This window comes from Hymenobacter gelipurpurascens, assembly GCF_900187375.1.
GTDB classification, from domain to species: Bacteria; Bacteroidota; Bacteroidia; order Cytophagales; family Hymenobacteraceae; genus Hymenobacter; species Hymenobacter gelipurpurascens.
On record NZ_FYEW01000002.1, the window covers coordinates 356,235 to 378,022 of the forward strand.

The 21,788-nt window shown below is 56.6% G+C and carries 23 protein-coding genes; 9 read left to right on the forward strand and 14 right to left on the reverse strand.

Annotation, left to right across the window (positions count from 1 at the left end):
• Positions 1-24: 24 nt before the first annotated feature.
• The 8 genes from CFT68_RS13255 to CFT68_RS13290 form a co-directional block, all read right to left on the reverse strand.
• On the reverse strand, positions 25-741 hold the full coding sequence (locus CFT68_RS13255) for a phosphatase PAP2 family protein (protein WP_088844036.1): 717 nt from the start codon (positions 739-741) through the stop codon (positions 25-27).
• Positions 742-817: 76 nt separating this feature from the next.
• On the reverse strand, positions 818-1,459 hold the full coding sequence (locus CFT68_RS13260) for a phosphatase PAP2 family protein (protein WP_141106553.1): 642 nt from the start codon (positions 1,457-1,459) through the stop codon (positions 818-820).
• 461 nt (positions 1,460-1,920) lie between these two features.
• A complete protein-coding gene (locus CFT68_RS13265) occupies positions 1,921-2,265 on the reverse strand; it encodes a hypothetical protein (protein ID WP_088844038.1) in 345 nt (114 codons plus the stop codon).
• A gap of 41 nt (positions 2,266-2,306) precedes the next feature.
• Positions 2,307-2,681 carry a hypothetical protein gene (locus CFT68_RS13270; protein WP_088844039.1) on the reverse strand — a complete coding sequence of 125 codons (375 nt, stop codon included), beginning with the start codon at positions 2,679-2,681 and terminating at the stop codon, positions 2,307-2,309.
• Entirely contained in the window at positions 2,678-2,923 is a 246-nt protein-coding gene (locus CFT68_RS13275) for a hypothetical protein (protein ID WP_088844040.1), read from the reverse strand. The genes CFT68_RS13270 and CFT68_RS13275 overlap by 4 nt, the downstream gene beginning before the upstream one ends.
• 51 nt (positions 2,924-2,974) lie before the next feature.
• Positions 2,975-4,621 (reverse strand): DUF4153 domain-containing protein, encoded by a 1,647-nt coding sequence (locus CFT68_RS13280; protein WP_088844041.1) that lies wholly within the window; start codon positions 4,619-4,621, stop codon positions 2,975-2,977.
• Between the two features lie 54 nt (positions 4,622-4,675).
• A complete protein-coding gene (locus CFT68_RS13285) occupies positions 4,676-4,975 on the reverse strand; it encodes a winged helix-turn-helix domain-containing protein (RefSeq protein ID WP_088844042.1) in 300 nt (99 codons plus the stop codon).
• A gap of 91 nt (positions 4,976-5,066) precedes the next feature.
• The gene (locus tag CFT68_RS13290; protein WP_088845080.1) at positions 5,067-5,735 is read right to left on the reverse strand and encodes a hypothetical protein; all 669 of its coding nucleotides are present in this window, start codon (positions 5,733-5,735) and stop codon (positions 5,067-5,069) included.
• Between the two features lie 224 nt (positions 5,736-5,959).
• Here CFT68_RS13290 and CFT68_RS13295 point away from each other — a divergent pair, with 224 nt between their 5' ends.
• The 5 genes from CFT68_RS13295 to CFT68_RS13315 all read left to right on the forward strand — a co-directional run bounded on the left by CFT68_RS13295 (position 5,960) and on the right by CFT68_RS13315 (position 9,516).
• Positions 5,960-6,472 (forward strand): hypothetical protein, encoded by a 513-nt coding sequence (locus CFT68_RS13295; RefSeq protein ID WP_141106554.1) that lies wholly within the window; start codon positions 5,960-5,962, stop codon positions 6,470-6,472.
• 140 nt (positions 6,473-6,612) lie between these two features.
• A complete protein-coding gene (locus CFT68_RS13300; RefSeq protein WP_141106555.1) occupies positions 6,613-7,035 on the forward strand; it encodes a hypothetical protein in 423 nt (140 codons plus the stop codon).
• Between the two features lie 39 nt (positions 7,036-7,074).
• Positions 7,075-7,875 (forward strand): NUDIX hydrolase, encoded by an 801-nt coding sequence (locus tag CFT68_RS13305; RefSeq protein ID WP_088844045.1) that lies wholly within the window; start codon positions 7,075-7,077, stop codon positions 7,873-7,875.
• Positions 7,876-7,942: 67 nt separating this feature from the next.
• Positions 7,943-8,824: a UbiA family prenyltransferase gene (locus CFT68_RS13310; protein ID WP_088844046.1), complete on the forward strand. Its 882-nt coding sequence runs from the start codon at positions 7,943-7,945 to the stop codon at positions 8,822-8,824.
• Between the two features lie 83 nt (positions 8,825-8,907).
• Positions 8,908-9,516: a hypothetical protein gene (locus tag CFT68_RS13315; protein ID WP_088844047.1), complete on the forward strand. Its 609-nt coding sequence runs from the start codon at positions 8,908-8,910 to the stop codon at positions 9,514-9,516.
• Positions 9,517-9,543: 27 nt separating this feature from the next.
• Here the strand turns inward: CFT68_RS13315 and CFT68_RS13320 are convergent, their stop codons facing one another.
• Positions 9,544-10,200, reverse strand: a complete 657-nt coding sequence (locus CFT68_RS13320; RefSeq protein ID WP_088844048.1) for a DsbA family protein — start codon at positions 10,198-10,200, stop codon at positions 9,544-9,546.
• A 291-nt stretch (positions 10,201-10,491) separates the two neighbouring features.
• Here CFT68_RS13320 and CFT68_RS13325 point away from each other — a divergent pair, with 291 nt between their 5' ends.
• Complete coding sequence (locus tag CFT68_RS13325) at positions 10,492-12,753, forward strand: T9SS type A sorting domain-containing protein (RefSeq protein WP_170934796.1); 2,262 nt, start codon at positions 10,492-10,494, stop codon at positions 12,751-12,753.
• Positions 12,754-13,083: 330 nt separating this feature from the next.
• Positions 13,084-14,361, forward strand: a complete 1,278-nt coding sequence (locus CFT68_RS13330) for a T9SS type A sorting domain-containing protein (protein WP_088844050.1) — start codon at positions 13,084-13,086, stop codon at positions 14,359-14,361.
• A 284-nt stretch (positions 14,362-14,645) separates the two neighbouring features.
• On the opposite strand, the gene rho is transcribed toward CFT68_RS13330, so the two are convergent.
• Positions 14,646-16,862 (reverse strand): transcription termination factor Rho, encoded by a 2,217-nt coding sequence (gene rho, locus CFT68_RS13335; RefSeq protein ID WP_088844051.1) that lies wholly within the window; start codon positions 16,860-16,862, stop codon positions 14,646-14,648.
• Positions 16,863-17,537: 675 nt separating this feature from the next.
• Here rho and serS point away from each other — a divergent pair.
• Positions 17,538-18,812, forward strand: a complete 1,275-nt coding sequence (serS, locus tag CFT68_RS13340; protein WP_088844052.1) for a serine--tRNA ligase — start codon at positions 17,538-17,540, stop codon at positions 18,810-18,812.
• A 171-nt stretch (positions 18,813-18,983) separates the two neighbouring features.
• On the opposite strand, the gene CFT68_RS13345 is transcribed toward serS, so the two are convergent.
• Both CFT68_RS13345 and CFT68_RS13350 read right to left on the reverse strand, forming a co-directional pair.
• Positions 18,984-19,250 carry a UBP-type zinc finger domain-containing protein gene (locus tag CFT68_RS13345; RefSeq protein WP_088844053.1) on the reverse strand — a complete coding sequence of 89 codons (267 nt, stop codon included), beginning with the start codon at positions 19,248-19,250 and terminating at the stop codon, positions 18,984-18,986.
• A 29-nt stretch (positions 19,251-19,279) separates the two neighbouring features.
• The gene (locus CFT68_RS13350) at positions 19,280-19,735 is read right to left on the reverse strand and encodes an OsmC family protein (RefSeq protein WP_088844054.1); all 456 of its coding nucleotides are present in this window, start codon (positions 19,733-19,735) and stop codon (positions 19,280-19,282) included.
• Positions 19,736-19,791: 56 nt separating this feature from the next.
• Here CFT68_RS13350 and CFT68_RS21825 point away from each other — a divergent pair, with 56 nt between their 5' ends.
• The gene (locus tag CFT68_RS21825; protein WP_170934797.1) at positions 19,792-19,938 is read left to right on the forward strand and encodes a hypothetical protein; all 147 of its coding nucleotides are present in this window, start codon (positions 19,792-19,794) and stop codon (positions 19,936-19,938) included.
• On the opposite strand, the gene CFT68_RS13355 is transcribed toward CFT68_RS21825, so the two are convergent.
• Both CFT68_RS13355 and CFT68_RS13360 read right to left on the reverse strand, forming a co-directional pair.
• A complete protein-coding gene (locus CFT68_RS13355) occupies positions 19,928-20,584 on the reverse strand; it encodes a hypothetical protein (protein WP_141106556.1) in 657 nt (218 codons plus the stop codon). The two genes, CFT68_RS21825 and CFT68_RS13355, sit on opposite strands and share 11 nt — an antisense overlap.
• Positions 20,585-20,708: 124 nt before the next feature.
• Positions 20,709-21,758 (reverse strand): glycosyltransferase family 9 protein, encoded by a 1,050-nt coding sequence (locus CFT68_RS13360; RefSeq protein WP_088844056.1) that lies wholly within the window; start codon positions 21,756-21,758, stop codon positions 20,709-20,711.
• Positions 21,759-21,788 lie beyond the last annotated feature (30 nt).

Genomic DNA, 21,788 nt, shown 5'->3' on the forward strand with positions numbered 1-21,788 from the left:
TTCTGACGTAGAGTTCCGAGCTGTTTATACCGACCGGTTCCAGTAGGCCACCCCCTCGCGCCACCACGTTTGGAGCTGCTGAAAATCAGGAGAAAGTAGAACGTGCAGCCCGGCCACCCACCCCAGCGAGCAGACCCAACCGGCCAGTACATCGGAGGGGTAATGCACGCCTAGGTACATCCGCGAGAGGCCTACACCCAACGTGAACAAGGTGCCTAGAATACATACGGGCCAACGCCAGGGACTTTGCCAAAGCAAAAAGCCCAGCGCGGCGGCTAGCGCGGCCGAGCCCATTGCATGCCCACTGGGGAAGCTGTAGAACTTGGCCGGCGCAATAGACTCCCACAACGCTGGCCTGGGCCGACCGAAAAGCGTTTTAGCCAGCACATTCAGAGCTACTGCCCCGCATACTGCCAAAGCAAAGAACAGCGCTTCGTGGCGGCAGCGCTTCCAATACAGGAGGCCTACCAGTGCCAAACCCAGCAACGACATCACTTCCGGACCACCCGCCGTGGTGAAAGCCAGCGCAACGGTATCGAGCGTAGGCGCTTCTAGGTGGTGAATCCACTCCAGAATGGACTGGTCGCCGATGAAGCCCCCGCTTTCCCAGATATCTTCGGCTACCTCCACGAAGATGAACCAAGGCGCTCCAACTCCGAGCAGCAGCAACGCAATGAGCGGGCCATGTCCCCGCAACGCCCTTCGGATCAGTTGTATCAGCCCCAACAGATGCTTATTCATCGGGCAAATTTTACTTTTTCAACTTCCTGCTTGCTCCTTGAGAAGCCCTTGAAACCACTGCAAACGGCGTTATTGCTTACTTCGTGGGGTGCCACACTACGTTCATACCCATGCCGCCCGGCATCCACATCGGCGAAAAGCTGGTGCCCTGCAGCACGCGGGGCTGGCGGCCCCAGCGGTTGCGGTGGGTGAGGTAGCCTAGGTGGGCCGACAGAATGCCGAAGCCCGCGCCCGCCACCACATCACTCTGCCAGTGCTTGGTATTGATCATGCGCAGGGCTGCTACGCTCGTGGCCAGGGTGTAGGCCCCGATGCCGTACCACTGGCTTTTGTCGCGGAACTCGTTGTGCACGATACTAGCCGCCAAAAAGGCCTGGGCCGTGTGGCCCGAAGGAAACGAGAGGTTATCGGAGCCATCGGGGCGGGTTTCGCGGGAAAGATTCTTGACCGCAAACACGGTAGCCAGCATAATCAGCTCCGATTTACCGATAACCAGCAAGGTGTTGAGACGGTCGTTCTTCGACTCCACACCCGCCAACGCCACCAACCCCAGCTCGGCGTAGGGCGCGAAAATGAGGTAGTTATCGAGGCCGGAGCGGTAAGTTGGGAAGACCTTGTGAATATCGCGGTTGGCTTGCTGGTTGGTATAGAAACCGCCCCCGTTGAACGTATAGGCGCCGTAGCCAATCATGAGGGCCGGCACAATGGTAGCCTTCACGAGCTTGCCTTTGTACCAGGGCTTTTTGACGACGGCCGGAATGCCGGCTGGGTTTTCAAACTTGTGGGTAGTGTCGGGGGGGTGCGGTGGGGAGCACCTGGGCAGCGGCGGGTGTCAGCGTGGCCGTTGCCAGCGAAATGGTCACCGCCAAGCGACAGAGAAAAGACTTCATTAACTCAACGCGTAAAACTCAAAAAAACATCTTTCAATGGCCCGCCAACCCAGCAGGCAAAGAGTATACGGAGCCAATCTAAAGGAAATCTGTATCAGGAGCTCAGAATTGCTTTTAGCCCAATTACGTATTGCTGCTTGTGGCGAAAAGCAGTCTACTGTCACCAGAAACCGATAACAGCACTACGGTTGCAGAAGTAGGACCCGCGGAAATGAACACCGACAACCGCTTAGAGCGGTTATCAGGTTAGTGCTGTAGATATGCCGGACAGAAGCAGCCGCAAACAGGTTTAGCGCAATAGCAGGGTTGTCAGCATAATACTTATTACAACCGCGCCCGGAATAAGCGCTACGGCACCCGTCGCGTAGGCGCCCCACGAGGCCAGGCGCCATACAATCCGCCACGCGCAGCCCTGCAGCATAGCAGCCACGCGGCCAGCAGTGCGTGCCACCAACCACGGCAGCAGCACGAAACAGCAGATTCCCAGGAGCAAAAACCAGTCATCAGCGTGGGGCGTGTGCGGCCAGATTTCCCGCAGCGCCAGCAAATTCAGACCACTGAACAGGCCTAGGCCTATCGTCCACCATAGTGCAGGTGGGGCAGCGGGTACTACGGTGTCCAGAGCAAAGTACAAGAGCCGCTCTGATTGTGAAAGGCAAGGTGTGAGCCGCTGGTTCATAGCTGTAGCCAACTGGCCATCAGGCTCACCAAAGCGGCGCAACTGCCCACCTGAAACATCACGCAGGCCCAGAAAACGAGCGTGCGGGGCCATTGCGGAGCATCGAGCAGGCTGCCCGGCGAACTGGGCAAGGCCAGCGGCAGCGTAGCTTGGAACAGCACCAGCACATTCAGCGCCATCAGCAGCAGAATCAACAGCGCCGGCTGAAACCAGTAGGCTTGCATGCGCAGAACCACCGCATCGTGGGGCCTTGGGGCATACCATCCGGGTATCTGGAACCAGAGCCAGATGGTGGCCAGCGCCAGCGTAAGCACGCCCAGGCTTCGGCCCGTCGAAACCTGGCCTACAGGGAATTCAGAGGCCGATTTCATGGTGCTATGGCAAGAGCAGGTGATGCCCCACGGGCCCACAGCAGCATCACCTGAAACATGGTCCAGAGCAACAGGCCTAGCAGCACGGTGGCGCCGGGCAATAAGGCGCGGTAGAGGCGCCGGGCACGCTCGGTGGGCGTTGCGGCCAGGTCGCGCCAGCTGAGCAGGAAGGCCAGGCCACCCACGCAGCCCACGCACACCAAGCTGCCCGCAAGGGTCAGGAGCAGGGGAAGAAGCGTCATGAAAGCAAAGAAGTTGATGATAAGTGAAGTAGATACAGGTGCGGCAATGGCCTAGCGGACCACTACGGCTTTGGGCCCGCCGAACAGCTCCTGATAAGCCTGCGATTCGGCGAGGGTCCAGCTCTGCCAGGTGCGGTACTGCGGATAGGCCTTCTGCCAGCGCTGCAGCCGCTTCTGCACCAACTCGTGGGCTTTGGCCGGCGTGATTTCCGTTTCGCCGTAGCCGTAGCGGTTGATGAGCACGATGCGCGTCATGCCATCCAGCACCGACTCGCGGGCGGCCAGCTCGGGCAGCATGCGCTCGGGCATATCCAGCAGGAAACCAAGGTCAACGGTCCGGAAGCGGGGCTGCAGGTTATAGCGCGTCATCCAGACCTCCCAGTTGCCGGCGGCCAGCAGGAGCACTATCGCGTACACGGCCCAGGCATTCAGGCGCACCAGCGAGAAAGCCGAGCGGCGCTGCCAGATTTTGAGCAGCACCGTGCCCAGCCCAAACAAGGTTAGGAGCAGAAAACCGTACACCCCAATGCGCTTGTAGGCCAGTCCGGTGTGCAGAATGTAGTAGTAGTTGCGCAGCCCCACGGATACCACCAGCACCACGTTCTGCACCACCCACATGGTAGCACCCCAGCGCAGCGCGGGCAGGCCTTTGCCGTAGAAGTTAAGGTTGCGGCGGAAAAACCACAGCACAATGCCCATGGCCACCAGAATACTCAGAATCAGCACGTAGGTACCTTCGTGCACGAATTGGGTCAGGTCGAAGCCGGGCGCGGGCGTGAAGCCGAACCAGATCCAGTGGATATCAATGGCATTAACCACCAGCAGCAGCACGTTCACGAGCCCAAACACGGCCAGCGCGGCCAAGTTCTCTTTGCGCAGATCCAGGGTGCGGAAGCTTCGGGCGCGAAAATCGGGGCGGCGCACGGCAAAGGAGGCCACCCGGTCGCGCTGCCGCCGCACAAACTCCCCGAACTGCGACTCCTGATCCAGAAAGAAATGGATGGGCACCAGTACCACCGCGCCGGCCGTAAGCACCAGGCCTAGCACGAAGAACAGCAGGTGCGGCACCGATATATCAATAAACAGCCGTGCCAGCCACTCTCCTATTTTGTTAAACACGGCGCTGCTCAACGCCGCATACTGCGAGTTGCCGAGCGAAAACAGCACATGAAACACCCCCAGTATTATAAGGGGTAACAGCAGCAGACGCCCGTAGAAACGGGTGCGCGGCCAGCTGCCGGTGCTTCCACTCGAAAACCACAGCAGTGGCAGTAGCGCCGGCAAAACGCGGCTGGCACTGCCCAGGGCCGTCAGGAAGGCGTAGGCCACCTGCCGGAGCTGGGGCTGATTTCGAAAACCCAGAAACAGTACCAGCGACGCCAAACATGCCAGCCGCGCCGCGCCCGAGCCATACACTACCACCAGGGCCGCACTCAGCAGTGTACCGAGCAGCAGCACCCAAAAGCCGACGGAACGCCACTGCGGCGCGTGGCGCGGCAGGCCCGCCAGCGTACCCGCCACAATCAGGAGTGTGTACAGCGCCAGGTTCAGCCCGATTTCCTGATTCCAGAAGAGGACGTCGAAGGCAATGGTGCCCAGTGGCAGGAGCAGTTTCTGCAGGGTGCTCAAGGAAAGTGGCAACGCGCGCGACCTAGCGGCTGCAGGCGCCGGTACGGCCCAAGTGGTAGAGGCATTCATAAGCTAGATATTTTTTAAAAGAACTTTGTATTTCAAAGCATAGAGGCAAAAAAATTAGCTGCTAGGCCGCAGCAATTTTTCCAAAGCCGTCAGATGATCCTGAAAGGCAAGTTTTCCATCCTTGGAGGCCGAGTAGGTGGTGTTCGGCTTCTTGCCGATAAACTGCTTGCTCACGGCCACATACCCTGCTTTTTCCAGTGCCGACACGTGGCTGGCTAGGTTGCCATCGGTCAGGTCCAGGGCTTCTTTCAGCTCGTTAAAACTCACCGACTCATTTGCCATGAGCACGGCCATCACGCCCAGCCGCACGCGGTTGTCGAAAGCTTTATTGAGCGTATGGATAACGTGTTTCAAGGGAGGAACTGGAAGTTTGGAGACGGTAGCTAGGAGTTGAGAATGAGGGAATCAGGCAGTTGAAGGGAAATTTTATGCTTCAATCCCTTTGCTATTGGCTCCCAGCGCCTCTTTCGTAGCGGTTGTACATGAGCAGGCCGTAGAGAATGTGGCCTAGCCCAAACCCAACCGCAAAGAACGCCAACCCGAACCCAGGGAGCAACACAGCCGCCAACCCAAGCACGATTTCGGTGAGGCCGAGCCACCGGATTTCCTCTAGGGTGTACTTGCTGGCATTGAGCAGAGCAAGGCCGTAAAACACCAGCAACCCCGGCACCACCAGACTCACGGCCCCCCGCACGAACAGAGCCAGGCAAAACAACCCGCCCGCTACCAGCGGAATAGCCATACTAATAGCCAACCGCCGCCCCAGCGCATTCCAGACCGGAAGCCCCGCCCGGCGTGCCCGCCGCACCGTAAAGAATGTAGCCACAATAAAAGCTACCCCAATCATCCCGAAGGCCAGCGCCAGCAGGTAGGGCAGCACCAATAGCCGCTCGGCCTCGGTGCTTTGTAGCAACCGCAGGTAGCCTACGGAGCCGTATTCGCTGCTGGGAAACCAATTGACCAGGAAGGAATGGCTTACACCAGACCCTATCAGTGCCACCACGCCCGCTCCTACCCCAGAGAGGCCACTCAAGGAAATGAAGCGCGAGGAGCGCTCCATAATGGCGCGAATCTCGGTGAGTTGGGCAAGCGGATCGGTAGCAGGCTGTATCATATCGAAAAGCACTTTGTATTGCAAAGCAAGTAAACTTCAGTGGCTTTACAAGCACTGCTGCTCTCTTTTTTATTCTGAAGCTGGGCTGGCGACCCAAACACAGCTTGATAGAATGCTTGCTTCAGCGGGCATATGGCCAAACTGCCACTTTCAGCCTACATAAATCCGCCAATGGCTACCTTCCGGGCGTTACTCGCCTAATTTAATTATCTCTATTGCCTGCTATGCTCACGATATCACAACGCCTTACGCGGTATTTCTGGCTGTCTTGGGGATGGGGCATGGGCCTTACCATTCTAATTAGCGTGGGCTTTATCCTGGTAATCCTTCTAAAGAACCTCACCCAGAGCCGTTACGGAGTTAGCCAAGATGAGCTGGAGACAGTTTTCCTGTTTGTGCTTATGGAAGGAGCAGGCGCGCTGGTAGGTAATTGGCTCCGCCAGTGGCTGATGCGGCATTTGCTGCTCCGGGCAGAGGCTGCTGCTACTCCTGCTGCTCGGTTCGCGTGGTTGGGAGGGGGGACCTTGCTGCTTTTCGTGGCCTCAGTGCTGTTTTGCGTGGCAGTTATCATGGCCGTTGGCTTCAGGCCTGATATAAGTAGCATGTTCAGGCCGATGCTGATGCTTTTCTTTCTCCTGAGTGCACCCTGGCTACTCACGGCTCCAGTGGCCGCTTGGTGGGTTTGCCGCGACTGGTTTTCGGCCATTCCAACTTCGGGAATGGCAGGCTCAAAATAGGGCGTCGATTCCCATTAAAACACCGTTTAAGAGCAAACCGACGCCATTTTATCTCTCGTAAATCTGGCTGAACCAGATTATTCACTTGGCGCCTATTCTTGATTGCAGTTGAGAGTAGTTCGTTGTTCACTCATGTGTTTATGCATTATCATTACTCCTCCGTTCAAGCTACTCTTATTCGCACCTTATTGCTGTGGCTATTCAGCAACGTAGGCGGCACGCTTTGGCTTCTGGTTGATTTCTCACTGGACCGGCTCAATGATTACTCTATTGCTTTGCTGGCGGGCCTGGTGGCCGCCATGGCGTCGCTGGCAATTATCCCGCTAGTCATCCCGTTTTTCGCCCTCATGACGCGCTGCTGCTCCGACTGGCCCCGCCGCACGATGGCCCTATTGGGTGTAGGCCTGTTTTTTCTGGTAGCCAATTATTTACTCCTGCTCCTGCTGCCCATCGGCTCCTTGAGTGGCCTACTGGAAATGTCGTTGCCTTACCTGGGCGCAGGCCTTCTTACGGTGCTCTGGCTCTACGGTCCGGCCCAACGGCCGGTGCCAGCCCACGCCTAGGCCAGTAGCCGGCGCGCCGTTTTCTGCGTACGTACGCCGGTGAAACTTCGCCTCCAGCTATTTGAATTCGAAGACCTGCCCTGGTTTCCGCGCGTCATCCGGACGGGTATGATGGACTATCTGCGCTTCATGATTTCGGCACTGGGCACCTACCAGCCCATTGTGCCGCTGCTCAAGCACGCCCTGGAGGAAACCGGAGACACCCATATCCTAGAGCTGTGCGCCGGCGCGGGTGGCGGCACCGAAGGCGTGTTGCGCACTTTGCAGGCTACTGGCCTACCGCAAGCGCGCATCTGCCTCACCGATCTGTATCCGCAGCCGGCCGCCTGGCAGCTACTGGCGCATCGTACGCCCGGTTTGCTGTTCGAGCCGAGCGCCGTCGATGCCACCGCCGTCCCGACTGGCCTACGGGGATTTCGCACGGTGTTTTCGGCATTTCATCACTTCCCTCCTGCCGTTGCCGAAGCCCTGCTGGCCGATGCCGTGCACCAGCGCGCCGGCGTTGGCGTATTTGAGGGAGCAGGCAAGCACTGGGCGGAAGTTCTGCTGGCTCTCACGGTGCTGCCGGTGGCGCAACTGCTCATTACGCCCTTCATTCGGCCCTTTCGGCTCAGCCGGCTGTTTTTCACCTATATAGTGCCGCTCATACCGCTGTTCACCATCTGGGATGGGTGCGTCTCGATTCTGCGTATGTACCCGCCGGAGCAGCTCCTTGCCCTTGCCCAACGCGCCGATCCGGAAGATTCTTATATCTGGCAGGCGGGCAAAGTACGCCACTGGTGGGGCCCGCAGGTTACGTATCTGTTGGGCATTCCTAAGAAAACAGACCGTAACGTGTAGCTTGCGTCCCGCACCACCGGAATCCGCCTCCTGCCTCTCCCCTTCCTTCTGCGTGGCCGCGCCTTTCATGCCACTTGCCGCTTACCGCCGGGCTCTGCCGCTGCTACGCATCCCGTTCTCTGTGTACCTGATGCCCGTGTATTGGTTTGGGCTGAGTGCCTTGCGCGAACCATTCAGTATCGGGCGAGCTGTAGCCGTGTTTGTGGTGCTGCACCTACTGGCCTACCCGGCTTCTAATGGCTACAACAGCTACTACGACCGTGACGAGGACAGCATCGGCGGCCTGAAGCACCCGCCCAAAGTCTCCCCGGAGCTGCTGCACCTCGTGTGGCTCTTTGATGCGCTGGCCGTGCTGGGCAGCTTGTGGCTGAGCTGGTGGTTTGGGGCGCTGGTGATAGGCTACCTGCTGGTATCCAAAGCGTATAGTTTTGAAGGAATCCGGCTCAAAAAGTACCCACTGCTTAGTACGCTGGTGGTCATCGTCTTCCAGGGAGCCTACACATTTCTGATGACGCAGATCGGAGTAGGCGCTTCCTCTACCGAAATCCACACGCCGCAAAATCTGCTGTTGGCGCTGGTCAGTAGTCTGTTTCTGTGCGGCTCGTATCCGCTCACGCAGGTGTATCAGCACCAGGAAGACTCCCGCCGCGGCGACCAAACCCTGAGCCTGCGGCTGGGTGTCCGGGGCACGTTTGTGTTTGCGGGCCTGGGCCTGCTGGCCGGCGCCGCCACCCTGGCAGTGGCCTACATCTGGCGCCAGGAGCTGCCCAACCTCCTGATTTTCCTGATAGCCACGGGGCCGGTGGTGGTGCTCTTTCTGGGCTGGGCACGGGCTGTGTGGCAAAATCCGGCGGCGGCCAGCTTTGAGCGCACTATGCGCATGAACCAGGTTTCTTCGTTGTGCCTAAGCGCGGCCTTCTTGCTGATGCTCCTGCGCCACTGGCTCTAGGCCACTCCCGCCTGCTGCTGATGAACCAGAAGCTCCTCCATTCGTAGAAACAACTCCCTATTTGCTACCAGCCCCAAGCCGTTATGCGTCGTTTCCTGCTTTGCCTGCTGCCTGTTGTGGCCGCCTGTTCTACCTCCCCTGAGCAGAACACTACCTCAGAAAGCGCCCCTCTCGATTCTGCAGAGCTCGTCACTGAGCCTATGGATACTGCCCGGCCAGCCACAATCAACGCGCAATCGGATACGCTGAAGGTGGTGCGCAAGCGGCATATCTTTTCGTCGCCTTCTACGCCCGATGTATTTACGCTGGCCCTGCGCGGCCCAAATCTGCTCAGCGGCGAGGCTACCTTCACGATTACGGCAGCCGGTGGGCAGGTCATCTTCCGCGAAGTCCTGACCGCCCCCGATTTGGAGGCAGCCCTGGTATATGAAATGAAGGGAAGTACCGCCACGCAGGCTGAGCGAGAGGCCTACGTACGCCGCCGCATGGAGGAATTCTTTGCTGACAAAAACTTCCAGAAACCGGCTCTTCCCAAGGCGGCTACTTTCCAGCCAGGGCTTGCAGACCGCGCCGCCTGGGACGACCTGCACCGCCGCTCCGATGCCTTAGGCTTTCATTACCTCGTCGGTAAAGAAGACCGCCGCGTTATTGCCTGGTCTCCGTTGCGCAAACAAGTAGTACGCCTGCAGTAGTAAACTGGCCTAGCCAACTTGCTAGGCCTATTCTTGTGCTTGCTGCAAGGCTTGCTCCAGCCCTTGCACAAAGGCGGCATAGGGCTGATACCCCCGACTAAGCACGTAGCCCTGCGCCCCTACGCGCAGAATGCTGGTCGGGAAGCCCTGCACGCCAATCCGGTTAACAGCCGCAAATTCCTGCTGTACGGTGGTAGCCGTTGCGGGCAGAAAAAACTGCCGCCGAAATTCTTCAGCGTTTAGTCCGTAGGCCTGTATCAGCGCCTCATAAGTGGCTACGTCATTCAGGTTCTGGCCGTGCGCAAAAAGTGCCTGCTGGATATCGTGGGCAAAATCTACTGCCCGTCCTTCTGGATCCAGCTGGCGAAACACATGCAGCGCCCGCGCCGGCGGCTCCGAGTGCTGAATATAGCTACCCTCTTGGCCGAGTTGCCGGTAGGCGTTGCCGAACTGTACGCCTGCCACCTGCTCTACCTGTTGCAGATAGCCGGCGCGCTCTTCCCAATCTAGACCAATGGGGCCTACTTCTTCTTTCGTCAGCATGCCTCCGCTGAGCACGCCTACCGTAAGGCGCCCGGCAAACTCGCGCTCCACGCGTTGCACCACGGTGCTCATACCGTAGCACCAGCCGCAATACGCATCATAGATATAGAGGAGCTCGGGTAGGGTTGACTGCTGTTCCATGGGGTACAAAGAACCGTCGGGAAGGCTCTTCCGTGCAAACTTCTCTGCGCTTTTAAGCGAAATCTGGCTGCTTATGAGCCCTTAAATCGAGGTTTGCTACGCCTGTTTTTAGAAGGCTTCGCCATAATAATACACTGCTAATTACATGGTTTAGAACTATTTAAGAGGTAAATTAAATAACGAATCTGTGTTTTAATTGAATAATATCACTAAAACCCTACTGTCATGCCAAAGCACTACTCGTCCTGCTCTCCTGTACGGAAAGGGACACTCCTGGCTTCTGCCTTGCTGTTGGGAAGTTCTCTCACCTCGTTGGGGGCCACGCTACGGTGGGTGGGCACCTCGGGGGCATCGATAGCGGCTGCCGCCAGCTGGGTAGAAGCCGACCCCGTAACGTACGCAACCATAGGTGGCAATGCCGTTCCTGGCGCAAACGACCGATTGGTGTTTGATGGTAACCAAACGCCCAGCCCGCAAGCTCTTACAATAGCCGGCAATCAGCTGGTAGGCCAGTTACTCTTGGTGAACAATGCCAATGTGGAGCTGCGCGCCCCTACCACAGCTAGCAATCCGGCTACTCTCACCATCGGCAACCCGCTGGCAGGCGACGACTTTGTAGTATCAGCTGGGTCAACCTTAACCGTACTTTCCACCACCTCCAGTACCAACCGCTACGTTGTCATTAGCCTAGTTAGTGGAGCAACCGGTTCGGTTGGCGGCACCGTGAGCCTCAATGGCAACGACAGCTCACCTATCCCGCAGCGCTTGGTAGCAGCCAGTGCCGGCGCCATTCAGTTCGAGAACAATTCCCGCCTTATTTCCCGCAACGTGGTCGGCTTCCCACTGGGCACTACCGGTTCTGCGGTCGTCCCCGATGTAGCGGCGGCAGCTGGCTCTGTTGTGTTTAATGCCGGAGCTACATTTGAGCAGCTCAGCGGAGATTCTCCCTTTGGCAGTGGAACTGATCCGGTAGCTGTTTTCAATAGCGGCAGCACCTATACCTATTCGGGTGGGATCTTTTCCCTTGTAGGCCAGCAGTATGGCAACCTGCAGCTACTAGCGTCTCCTGTGAATGCCTCATCGGCAGTTACCCCCATTGCGGGCACTCAAAACACCACCATTCTCAACAACCTGCTGGTGGGCAATGGTACCACGCCCCTTACGGCCAATTTCAACTCGGCGGCCATCAGTGGTGCCAACGCCGGCACTACTGTCAATGGAAACATTACGGTGGCAAGTGGCAGCACCCTGGGGTTTGCCCCAACTATTCCGGCAAGCCTCATTTTAAGCGGTGTTGCCGCTCAAACTATTTCCGGGGCCGGTACTATTTCGTTTGGCCCGAACACGCTGTTGGAGGTTCGCAACAGCAGCGGAATTGCCCTGCAAAAATCCCTAACGGTTCCGCGTGGCCTAGTGCTTTCGGCCGGACTCCTGAACGTAGCGCCGGGCTCCGAATTGCTATTGCCTACTTCTGCTACGGTAACGTCTGCTAGCGGCACTACCAATACCACGGTTAGTAATTCCAGCTACGTAACCGGCATTGTCACCCGTACCAACGCTACTGCTGGCTCCATAGCCTTGAACACTTCCAGCGGAACCGGCCTGTTCTTTCCTATCGGCGACTCCCGTGCTTACCGCCCGGTGTCCATGGCCCTCAACCAAACCAGTGCTACCGCCACCGGCTATTCGGCACAAGTAGTTCCGGGCCCGCCACCTACGCAGGCACTTACCGCTACTATTCAGCGCGTATCACGGGTTCGGCATTACGTAGTGGGCACTACTGGCGGCTCCTCGTTTATTAATGGCCAGATCACGCTCTACTATGGTACCGATGACCAGGTAGATGCGCCCAGCAAACTCCGCATAGCCAAAAGCAATGGCGGCACCTGGACCGATTTGGGCGGCGCTATGATTGGAGATGATGGCACCACGTACCTGACCTTCGCCATCTCCTCTTCTACCTTCTTCAATACGCTCGGCAATTTTGTGTTAGCCAGCACAGAGCTGAGCGGGGCCCCCGGCAACAACCCGCTGCCAGTTGAGCTCACGTCCTTTGCCGCCACCCGTCAGTCGCAGAACGTATATCTGAAGTGGACTACGGCCTCTGAGAAAAACAACGCATATTTCGAAGTACAGCGCAGCACCGATGGCAAGAGCTTTACGGGTCTAGGCAACGTGAAAGGCCACGGCACCACTGCTACGGGCGCGTCCTACTCCTTCACCGATCGAAACCCACTAGCAGCCACCGCCTACTACCGCCTGCGCCAGGCGAACCTCGATGCCACGGAAGCCTATTCCTCTGTAGTTTCAGTGGCCGGCTCCGGTAAGCCGGAGGCCGCTGTTTACCCTAATCCTACCACCGGTTTGTTCACGCTGCCCGCCATCAGTGGCCTAGTAACCTACCGTATCTATTCCTCAACTGGCCAACAAGTTTCTACCGGCCAAGTACAAGGCAGCTCGTCTGTTGACATCAGAAAAGTACCCGCTGGGATTTACTTTATAGAGCTGATCACTAACAACAAGCACCATGTACAACGCTTCGTAAAACTGTAAGCTTGTCTTAATAACGCTAGGCCAGTAAAAAGCCCGTTTCTCTATAGAGAAACGGGCTTTTTACTGGCCTAGCGTTATATTGAGATATGTCAGGGTTCTCGAATTGACTATGGTATTCCTAACTAAATAGTACGCCGATTTGCTGTACTTACACAATATGATATAAGTAATCATATATCCATTTGAATTCCACTTATGATACTATCTCCCAATAATGGGAATGAAAATTAGCAACCTTCAATACTATGTTCTACTTTCGTGATAGTTAGATTCTTTAATACAAATTTTCTGGCTGAACCTCACCTAGTACTCGTCTAACACACACATATCATGAAGCAACGTTTCCTCTCTCTTTTCCCTTTGGCTTTAATTTTAAGCTTGTGCCCTTTTGCGAGCTGGGCGCAATACTCTATCAAACAGAACTTTGAAGCAACAGGCTCTACCTTAGGATATACCGCAACTATTGCACCTACAGGCAACCCCGGTATTCCTGGCCAAACATATACTGGTAATGCGTCCAATATTAGTGGATCTAACGCTCTTCCATCTAATCCTACTGCTACTAGCCCCTTTCCTAACAACTTTGTAAGTTCTTCAACGGGATATGGGGTTTATAATCCAAATGGCCAAGGTCTACAAAGACCTGTTATACAACTAGATTTTTCACCTGTAAATATTATTAGTTCAGCAGGCACCACGATTAGCTTTCGTTTGGCTGCATATTCTGATGGCAATGCTGGCGGAATAACGAGTACTGGAAGAGCTATTTTGAGTTTAGCGACCAATCTTAACAATAATACTTTCACAGACTACATTACTGTAACAGGTCCTGCTTCCAAAGGTGCCTACTGGGATTTCGGTGCTACAGGAATCGCTCAGGCAACTTATCCTAATGTGACAGTAATACCTGCACCAGCTAGTGATAATTTAGCTAGTAGTGCATATTTGGGAACAGGCACTGGGATTAGCACTGTCCAATTAACATTACCTGCCGGCATAACATCGGCTAAACTCCGTATAACTCTTGAGGCAAGTGCAAAATCGGTTCTGCTGATAGATGATGTAGTTATTAGTGGTACGACTCCACTTCCCGTAACCCTCACTAGCTTCACGGCCTCACGTCAGTCGAGCAATGTGTATGTAAAGTGGGCTACGGCAACGGAGAAGAACAATGCTTACTTTGAGGTACAGCGCAGCAACGATGGCAAGGCCTTCACGACGGTTGGCAAAGTAACCGGCAACGGTACTACTGCTACGGGTGCTTCATATAACTTCACGGACCGCAATCCTCTGGCTGCCACTTCGTACTACCGCCTGCGCCAGGTAGATAACGATGCTACGGAGACTTACTCATCAGTAGTAACCATTTCGGGTGCTGATAAGATTGAGGCTTCTTTTTACCCCAACCCGTCCAATAGCCTCGTTACTCTGCCTGCTGTTAGCGGCTTGGTGAAGTATCGCGTGTACACTGCTACTGGCCAGAACGTCGCAACGGGCGAAGCGCAGGGCGGCTCGGAAGTAAGCCTGCAGCAAGTACCTGCTGGCATCTATTTCCTGGAGCTCATCACTGCTGGTAAACACAATGTGCAGCGTTTTGTAAAGCAATAATTTGCTCTACAAGTCATAAGAAAGAGGCCCGTTCTGCAACTGCAGAATGGGCCTCTTTCTTTATTTAGCTAGTTGTTCGGAGGCAGCGTTACCTGAGGTGATACTATAACACACCGAATCATCTTGCTTCCATCAGGCAGTATAACCACCGATATAGCAAGCGATATACTTCAATGTGCTGGGCATGCAGGAAACTCAGTATTTTTCTAGGCCAGTAAAAAGCCCGTCCGGAATTACCGAACGGGCTTTTTACTGGCCTAGAAAAACCGTGTAGGCCAAATGGCCTAGCCATTCATGGCCATCAGGAATTCTTCATTATCCTTGGTGCCTTTCATGCGGTCCTTGAGGAACTCCATGGCTTCGGAGGCCGTCATGTCCGACATGAACTTGCGGAGCACCCAGATGCGGTTAAGCTCGTCCTTGCTCATGAGCAGGTCTTCGCGACGCGTACCGGATGCCGGAACATCAATAGCCGGGAAGATGCGCTTGTTGGCCAGCTTGCGGTCCAGCTGCAGTTCCATGTTGCCGGTACCCTTGAACTCCTCAAAGATTACCTCGTCCATCTTCGAGCCGGTCTCGATGAGCGCCGTGGCAATAATGGTCAGCGAGCCACCATCTTCTACGTTACGAGCGGCACCGAAGAAGCGCTTGGGCTTGTGCAGCGCGTTGGCATCGACACCACCCGAGAGGATTTTGCCGGATGCAGGCTGCACCGTGTTATAGGCCCGGGCCAGACGCGTAATAGAGTCGAGCAGGATTACGACATCATGACCACACTCCACAAGGCGCTTGGCCTTTTCCATGGCAATGGTGGCAATCTTCACGTGGCGGTCAGCCGTTTCGTCGAAGGTGGAGCTGAGCACTTCGGCTTTCACCGAGCGGGCCATGTCCGTAACTTCTTCCGGGCGTTCATCGATGAGCAGAATCATCAGGTACACCTCAGGGTGGTTCTCGGAAATAGCGTTGGCAATTTCCTGCAGCAGCACCGTCTTACCCGTTTTGGGCTGGGCCACGATCAGGCCCCGCTGGCCTTTGCCAATAGGAGCGAACAGATCCAGAATACGCGTGCTGTACTGCCCCGATTTTGTCGTGAGCTTCAGGCGCTCCTCGGCAAACAGCGGCGTGAGGTTAGCAAAGGGAATACGGTCGCGGGCCTCTTCTACTGAGCGACCGTTGATGCCCTCCACTCCTACCAGTGCGAAGTATTTTTCGCCTTCGCGAGGCGGCCGGATGGTGCACTTCACCGTGTCGCCGGCTTTGAGACCGAACTGCTTCACCTGCTGCGGCGAAACATAAATATCATCGGGCGAAGCCAAGTAATTGTAGAAGGGGCTGCGTAGGAAACCATAACCACCGTCGGGCATCATTTCCAGCGTACCATCTCCCGGAATCGTGATTTCAAACTCTGGGCGAGCAGGACGCTGCTCTACATTCTGGCGAAGCTCACCAGACTGACGCGGCTCGCCAGCCACGCGGGGCTCACCCTGGCGCTGCTCCAGGCGTTCCGTAAGCCGCTGCTGGCGCTGCAGTTCACGAGCGGCATACCGCTCTTCACGCCGCTGCTCGCGGCCTTCGCGGCCATCGGGGCGCACCACGGCCTCGCGCTGGCCACCATCGCGCAGGGCGCGAGGGGCATCGTTGCGAAACTCCCGGGGCTGGTCCGTACGACCATCCGGGCGCGGCTCCCGGCCGTTCTGGCCGAACTCCTGACGACCTTCGCGGGGCTCGCGCCCGTCGTTGCGGCCTTCGCGGCTGAAACGCTGCTCCCGACCATCGCGCAACGGCGCCGGCGCCGTTGGATCAATGGGGCGCAGCTCGCGGGGTAAACTCTGCGGTACAGCAACTGGAGCAACTGCCCCTTCCTGGCCTACGGGTGCAACTGGCACAGTTTCTACGGCTGGAGCTGCACCTTCTATTGCAGCATCAGCCTGCAGGGTTTCAGCGCCATTAGCAGCGGGCATAGGCCGCCCGTTGCGGTCGGTGCGCTGGCGGCGCTCCGGGCGCTGATATACTTTAATTGGGCGGTCAGAGCCGTTTTCGCTTGGAGCAGGCTCAGCCACCGCCACGGCAGGAGCTTCTACAAGCTCGGCCGCTACGGCGGGCTGCTCGGCTACCACTCGTGCCACCGGCTCAGGTGCGAGGGCAATAGATGCTTCCACAACTGGTGCGGCTACAACCTCGGGAGCTACAGCGGCTGGTTTAGCCACTTTAGGAGCCGCAGCACGGGCCGGCCGTGGGGCCCGCGCAGGGCGGGCAGCCGGAGCAGCAGCTTCTGCCACTTCAGCTACGGGGGCAATATCCTCAGTGGGCGCGCCAGACTTACCAGCAGCGGGTTTCACTTTTTTGGGAAGCTTGTCCTGCGGTGTAATAGCTTGTTGGTCCAGGATCTTGTAAATCAGATCCTGCTTACTGAGTTTTTTGAAGTTACCGACGTTCAGTTGTTCTGCAATTTCCTTTAGATCGGACAGCAGACGGTCCTTCAACTCTTCGATAGTGTACATATAAGAAGCTGGGCGAAAAATCAGGCGGGGCACAAAGCCAAAATGGGGGAGGCAGCACGGGCCAATCCGGACACAAAGCCAACCGCAGAGGGTTGCGCAATCAACAGGATTCTAGAGGAGAATACGGAGGGTGGTAGCGGGAGGCGCTGAAAATAGAGCGGACCGTACGCGAGAGTAAAAACTAACTGCGGGCCCGGTTTCAACCGCCGGCTTGCTAACGCAATGTTAGGGTAATACGGGGGAACTGCCAAATCGGATACGGGAATTTTCTCCCCAGATTTTATCCGGTTTGTCCACTGTACGATTTCCAGTAATTGCAGCCGCAATTTTCCGGGCAAACAACGCTAAACAACAGATTACCAGCCGTACAATTTATGGCGTAGGCCACTACTCCTGTGTTGCTAACGCGTTGGTTTCCGATTTAAGTTTCAACCATCCAGGAAAACGAAAGCCTCGGCCAGCATGGTACAAACTGTATTTGTTGGTGATGCCCATCGAGGCACAAAAGAACACTAGCAGTTGGTCAGAACGGGCTCGTGCTACTGCTGTTCCAGCTCGCTTTCTACTGGCCTAGGCCTGTTAACGACGCGCAGGTTTCGCTTAATCTGATTAATCTGCAACATCTGCGATTCATCTTCCTACTTTTGCTCTTCCTAATCCGCGTTTTCTGCCGTTATGCTGCAAGTTTCTGTATTGAGAGAGCACACCGATGCGGTGCTGGCCGGTCTGGCCAAAAAGCATTATAAAACGGCCGAGGCCGACGTACAAGCCATTCTCGACCTGGACCAGCGCCGCCGCCAGCTCCAGACCGAGCACGACTCGGCGCAGGCGGAAGCCAACGACCTCGCCCGCCAGATTGGGGCCCTGATGAAATCTGGCGACAAGGCCGGCGCCGAAACCCTGAAGCTGCGCACCGCCGAGCTAAAGCAGCAAACCAAAGCCCACGCCGATGAGCTAGGCCAGGTGGAGTTTGCCCTGCAGCAGACGCTTTATAAGCTCCCGAACCTGCCCCACAGCAGCGTGCCGGAAGGCCGCACCGCTCAGGACAATGAGGTAGTGCGCGAGGTAGGCCAGGTGCCCGAGCTGCCCGCCGATGCTCTCCCCCACTGGGAGCTCATCAAGAAGTATGATATCATCGATTTCGAGCTCGGCAATAAAATTACCGGCGCAGGCTTCCCGGTGTACAAAAAGCAGGGCGCCCGTTTGCAGCGCGCCCTCATCAACTTTTTCCTGGATGAGGCCCGCAACGCTGGCTACGATGAGGTGCAGCCGCCTATTCTGGTAAACGAAGCCTCGGGCTACGGCACAGGCCAGCTCCCCGACAAGGAGGGCCAGATGTACCACGATGCTCAGGACAACCTCTACTTGATTCCGACGGCCGAGGTACCGATTACCAACCTCTACCGCGACGAGATTGTGGCGCCTGAGCGCCTGCCGATTCGCAATGCGGGCCACACGCCGTGCTTCCGCCGCGAGGCCGGCAGCTGGGGCGCCGATGTGCGCGGTCTTAACCGCCTGCACCAGTTCGACAAGGTAGAAATCGTGCAGATTGCGCATCCTGACCAGAGCTACACACAGCTGGAAGAGATGCTAGGCCACATTGAAGGCCTGCTGCAGAAGCTAGAGCTCCCCTACCGCGTGCTGCGCCTCTGCGGCGGCGACATGGGCTTTACCTCGGCCCTCACCTACGATCTGGAAGTATGGAGCGCCGCCCAGGGCCGCTGGCTGGAAGTGTCTTCTTGCTCGAACTTCGAGACGTACCAGGCCAACCGCCTGAAACTGCGTTTCCGCACCGAAAACGGCAAGACTCAGCTTTTGCACACGCTCAATGGTTCGGCCCTGGCGCTACCTCGTATTGTAGCGGCACTGCTGGAAAACAACCAGACGCCGGAGGGCATCCGCCTGCCGAAAGCGCTGCACTCCTATTGCGGGTTCGATACCATCGGCTAATCGAAACAGGCCTAGGCCACTTATTCATAAAAGAGAAAGCCCGTCTCTGTGCAGAAACGGGCTTTCTCTTTGTCATTCCGAACGCAGGGAGGAATCTAGGTTAGCCCTAGGTCAGTCCTCAGATTCCTCCCTGCATTCAGAATGACAATTTTCTTTTCTCGCTACTGCCTTTCAATATTCCGCCATCTCGCTATCCAGGTAGCACCAGGCCCACTGCTCGCCGGGCTCGGCCGAGGTGACGACGGGGTGCTGTGTGGCTCGGAAATGTTGAGTAGCGTGCTTGTTCTTGGATGAATCGCAGCAGCCTACGTGGCCGCAGGTCTGGCAGACCCGCAGATGCACCCATTGGTCGCCGAGGGCAACACATTCCGGGCAAATATGCTCCGCAGGAGCGGGCAGCAACGTTTTAACGACTTGAAGGTGAGTGCAGAGGGCCATAAACAGGTAAGCTTAGCGTGACGGTTTTTCTACTCTAGTAGCTTCGTGACAACGCGCAAGGTGCCACTGGTAAGTGTTTTCTGCACCGGGCATTTTTCGGAGATAGTATGCAGGCGCTGGCGCTGCTCAGCCGTAAGCGGGCCGTGCAACACCAGCTCTTTCTGCACCTCTTCCAGCATTTCCCCCGCCGACTCACACTTGTCGCAGTCGAGGCGATGGACGCGTTGGTGGCGCAAATGCACCTCAATGCCCTCTAGAGGCCATTTTTTCTGGGTGGCGTAGATACGCAGCGTGATGGCCGTGCAGGCGCCCAGCGCCGAAAGCAGCAGATCATAAGGTGTGGGGCCTCTATCCTGGCCGCCTACCGCCACAGGTTCATCCACGAAATAGGTATGGGTACCAGCCTGAATTTCAGCCAACAGCGCTTCAGGGCCAACTTTCACTACTACGGAGGCAGCAACGGCAGGTGTTTGAGGATTCGACATATATTCAATATAGGACCTTTGAAATTGAGTTCAGGAAATACAGCAACTCGAAGGTATTGTTTGCAACTTCTCTCTGGCCTAGGCCTACTGATATTCTGAGTGATAGGCCTACAAAGGGCGTATGCGCCCGCAAGAAGGGCCGCTCCTGCACCCAGCAGAAGCGGCCCTTTTACCGATCAGGCGAGGTGCGCCTTACGATTTGATGGGGGTATAGGGAAATTTCTTGGAAGCATTGCGCATCAGCACGTTTACCATGCCTTCCGTAGAGCTTCCTACCGAGCCAGCGGCTACGTAATCGTACTTCCAAAGCAGCTTACCCGCGTCCGACTCGTGAATATTCACGGTAATATTAGCCTGGTTGGTGGCACCCCACGCTCCTACCAATAGGCCTACGGCTACAGCAGCGCCGTCGCTCATGGGTTTGCTGGTCCGCACGCTGGTGGTCAATACGGCATCTACGCCCAAAATCTTGGCTAGCTCCTGTGGGGAGTGGCTCCGCAGCTCCTGGTACGGAATACCGCTTTCCCGCAGGATCGAGTTGGTTTTCATCACATCCTGAAACTGCACGGTGTAGCCGCGCTGGGTAGTGCGGCGCAGCAGCCAGGAGTAAATTTTGTCCTGAAAATCGGCGCCGCTTTGCTGCTCCAGCTGCAGCAATTGCTGCGCCGAAGTGTTGCGGGCCTGGTTGGGGCGCAGCTGCATCGTTACGGCAGCAGGCAGAATAGCAATGGTCTTATGCTTGGGAGCGTAGGCCCGGAAGTCCTGCGCCAGATAAATACTTGGGCCGCAAGAGGTCAGCCAAGCTGACAGCACAAGCATTAGCAAAAATCGGGAAGTAGAAATGCGCATACAGTAAACGTAAGTGGAGTTAAATAGGACTTTGCCTGTTAGAATTGCAGCAATTTTACAACTTTGACAGGATAATTCTATTTTTTCCTCTCTTCCCACGAAACTTTTTATTCAACAATCCGTACTACGCCGGCAAATCGAGGTTAAACTGAATGTCACGCATGCAGCGGAAGTGGCCCTGCGGACATTTCTCGTACCCGATTTTGGAGCATGGCCTACAGGCTAAGCCCTTCACCTCCAGCACCCGGAACTCCGTGCGGTAGGGGTACATGCCAAATTCCGGTACAGTGTTGCCCCACACGCTGTAGATTTCCTTACGGAAGGCAGCGGCAATGTGCATCAGGCCCGTATCGTGGCTCACGACAAACCGCGCCTGCCGCACCAGAGAGGCCGATTGGTTGAGGGAGAACTTCCCGCAGGCGTTGAAGATGGTGGTGCGGGCAGACTGGCCTAGGGCAGCCGTAGCCGGAAAATAATAGGGGTTTTCGGGTATGCGGCCGGGTGCGGGCGGCGACACAGCCACCTGCTTCTCGAAGGCCAGCTCAATGATGTGGCCGGTGCTCTCGTCTTCTGGGCCACCCAGGAGCACCACTGGTTGCCGCAGCAGCCCGCACAGCTCAATGATGCGCTCCACTGGCAGGCGCTTGGTAGCGTGCTGGGCGCCAATGGCAAACGCCACGTACCCGTGCTGAAACCCTGCGGGAAGCGTGGCCAAGTGAACTTCATCCTTAGCCGGAATGAAATAATCGAGGCCTAGGCCATCGTTTTTTACCCCTAAAGGAGCGGCTGCGGCCAGATATCGGTCCACGATGTGCACGCGGGGCATGGTGTCCAGCTTCAGGTTTACCAGGAGCCATTTGCGCCAGTTCAGCTTATCGAAGCTGGCCGATTTCACGCCGAGCTGCAGTTTGATGAGCGAAGTGCGCAGATTGTTGTGCAGATCGACGATAAAGTCAAACTTCTCCGCCTTCAGCTCCGCCACCAGCTCTTTGAGGCCTCCGGTCAGGTAATGCCCTTTGTCTACGTGCGGGTTCGACTCGATGATGCCCCGGTAGGCCGGTTTAGTGGCCATATGCACCATCGCGCCGGGCACCTGCAGCTTCAGGCCACGGAGCACAGGCGTCGTCAGGACGATGTCGCCGATGGAGGAAAAGCGCAGAACGAGAATTTTCATCGAAGGTGAAGGAACGCGAGCAAACCGGTA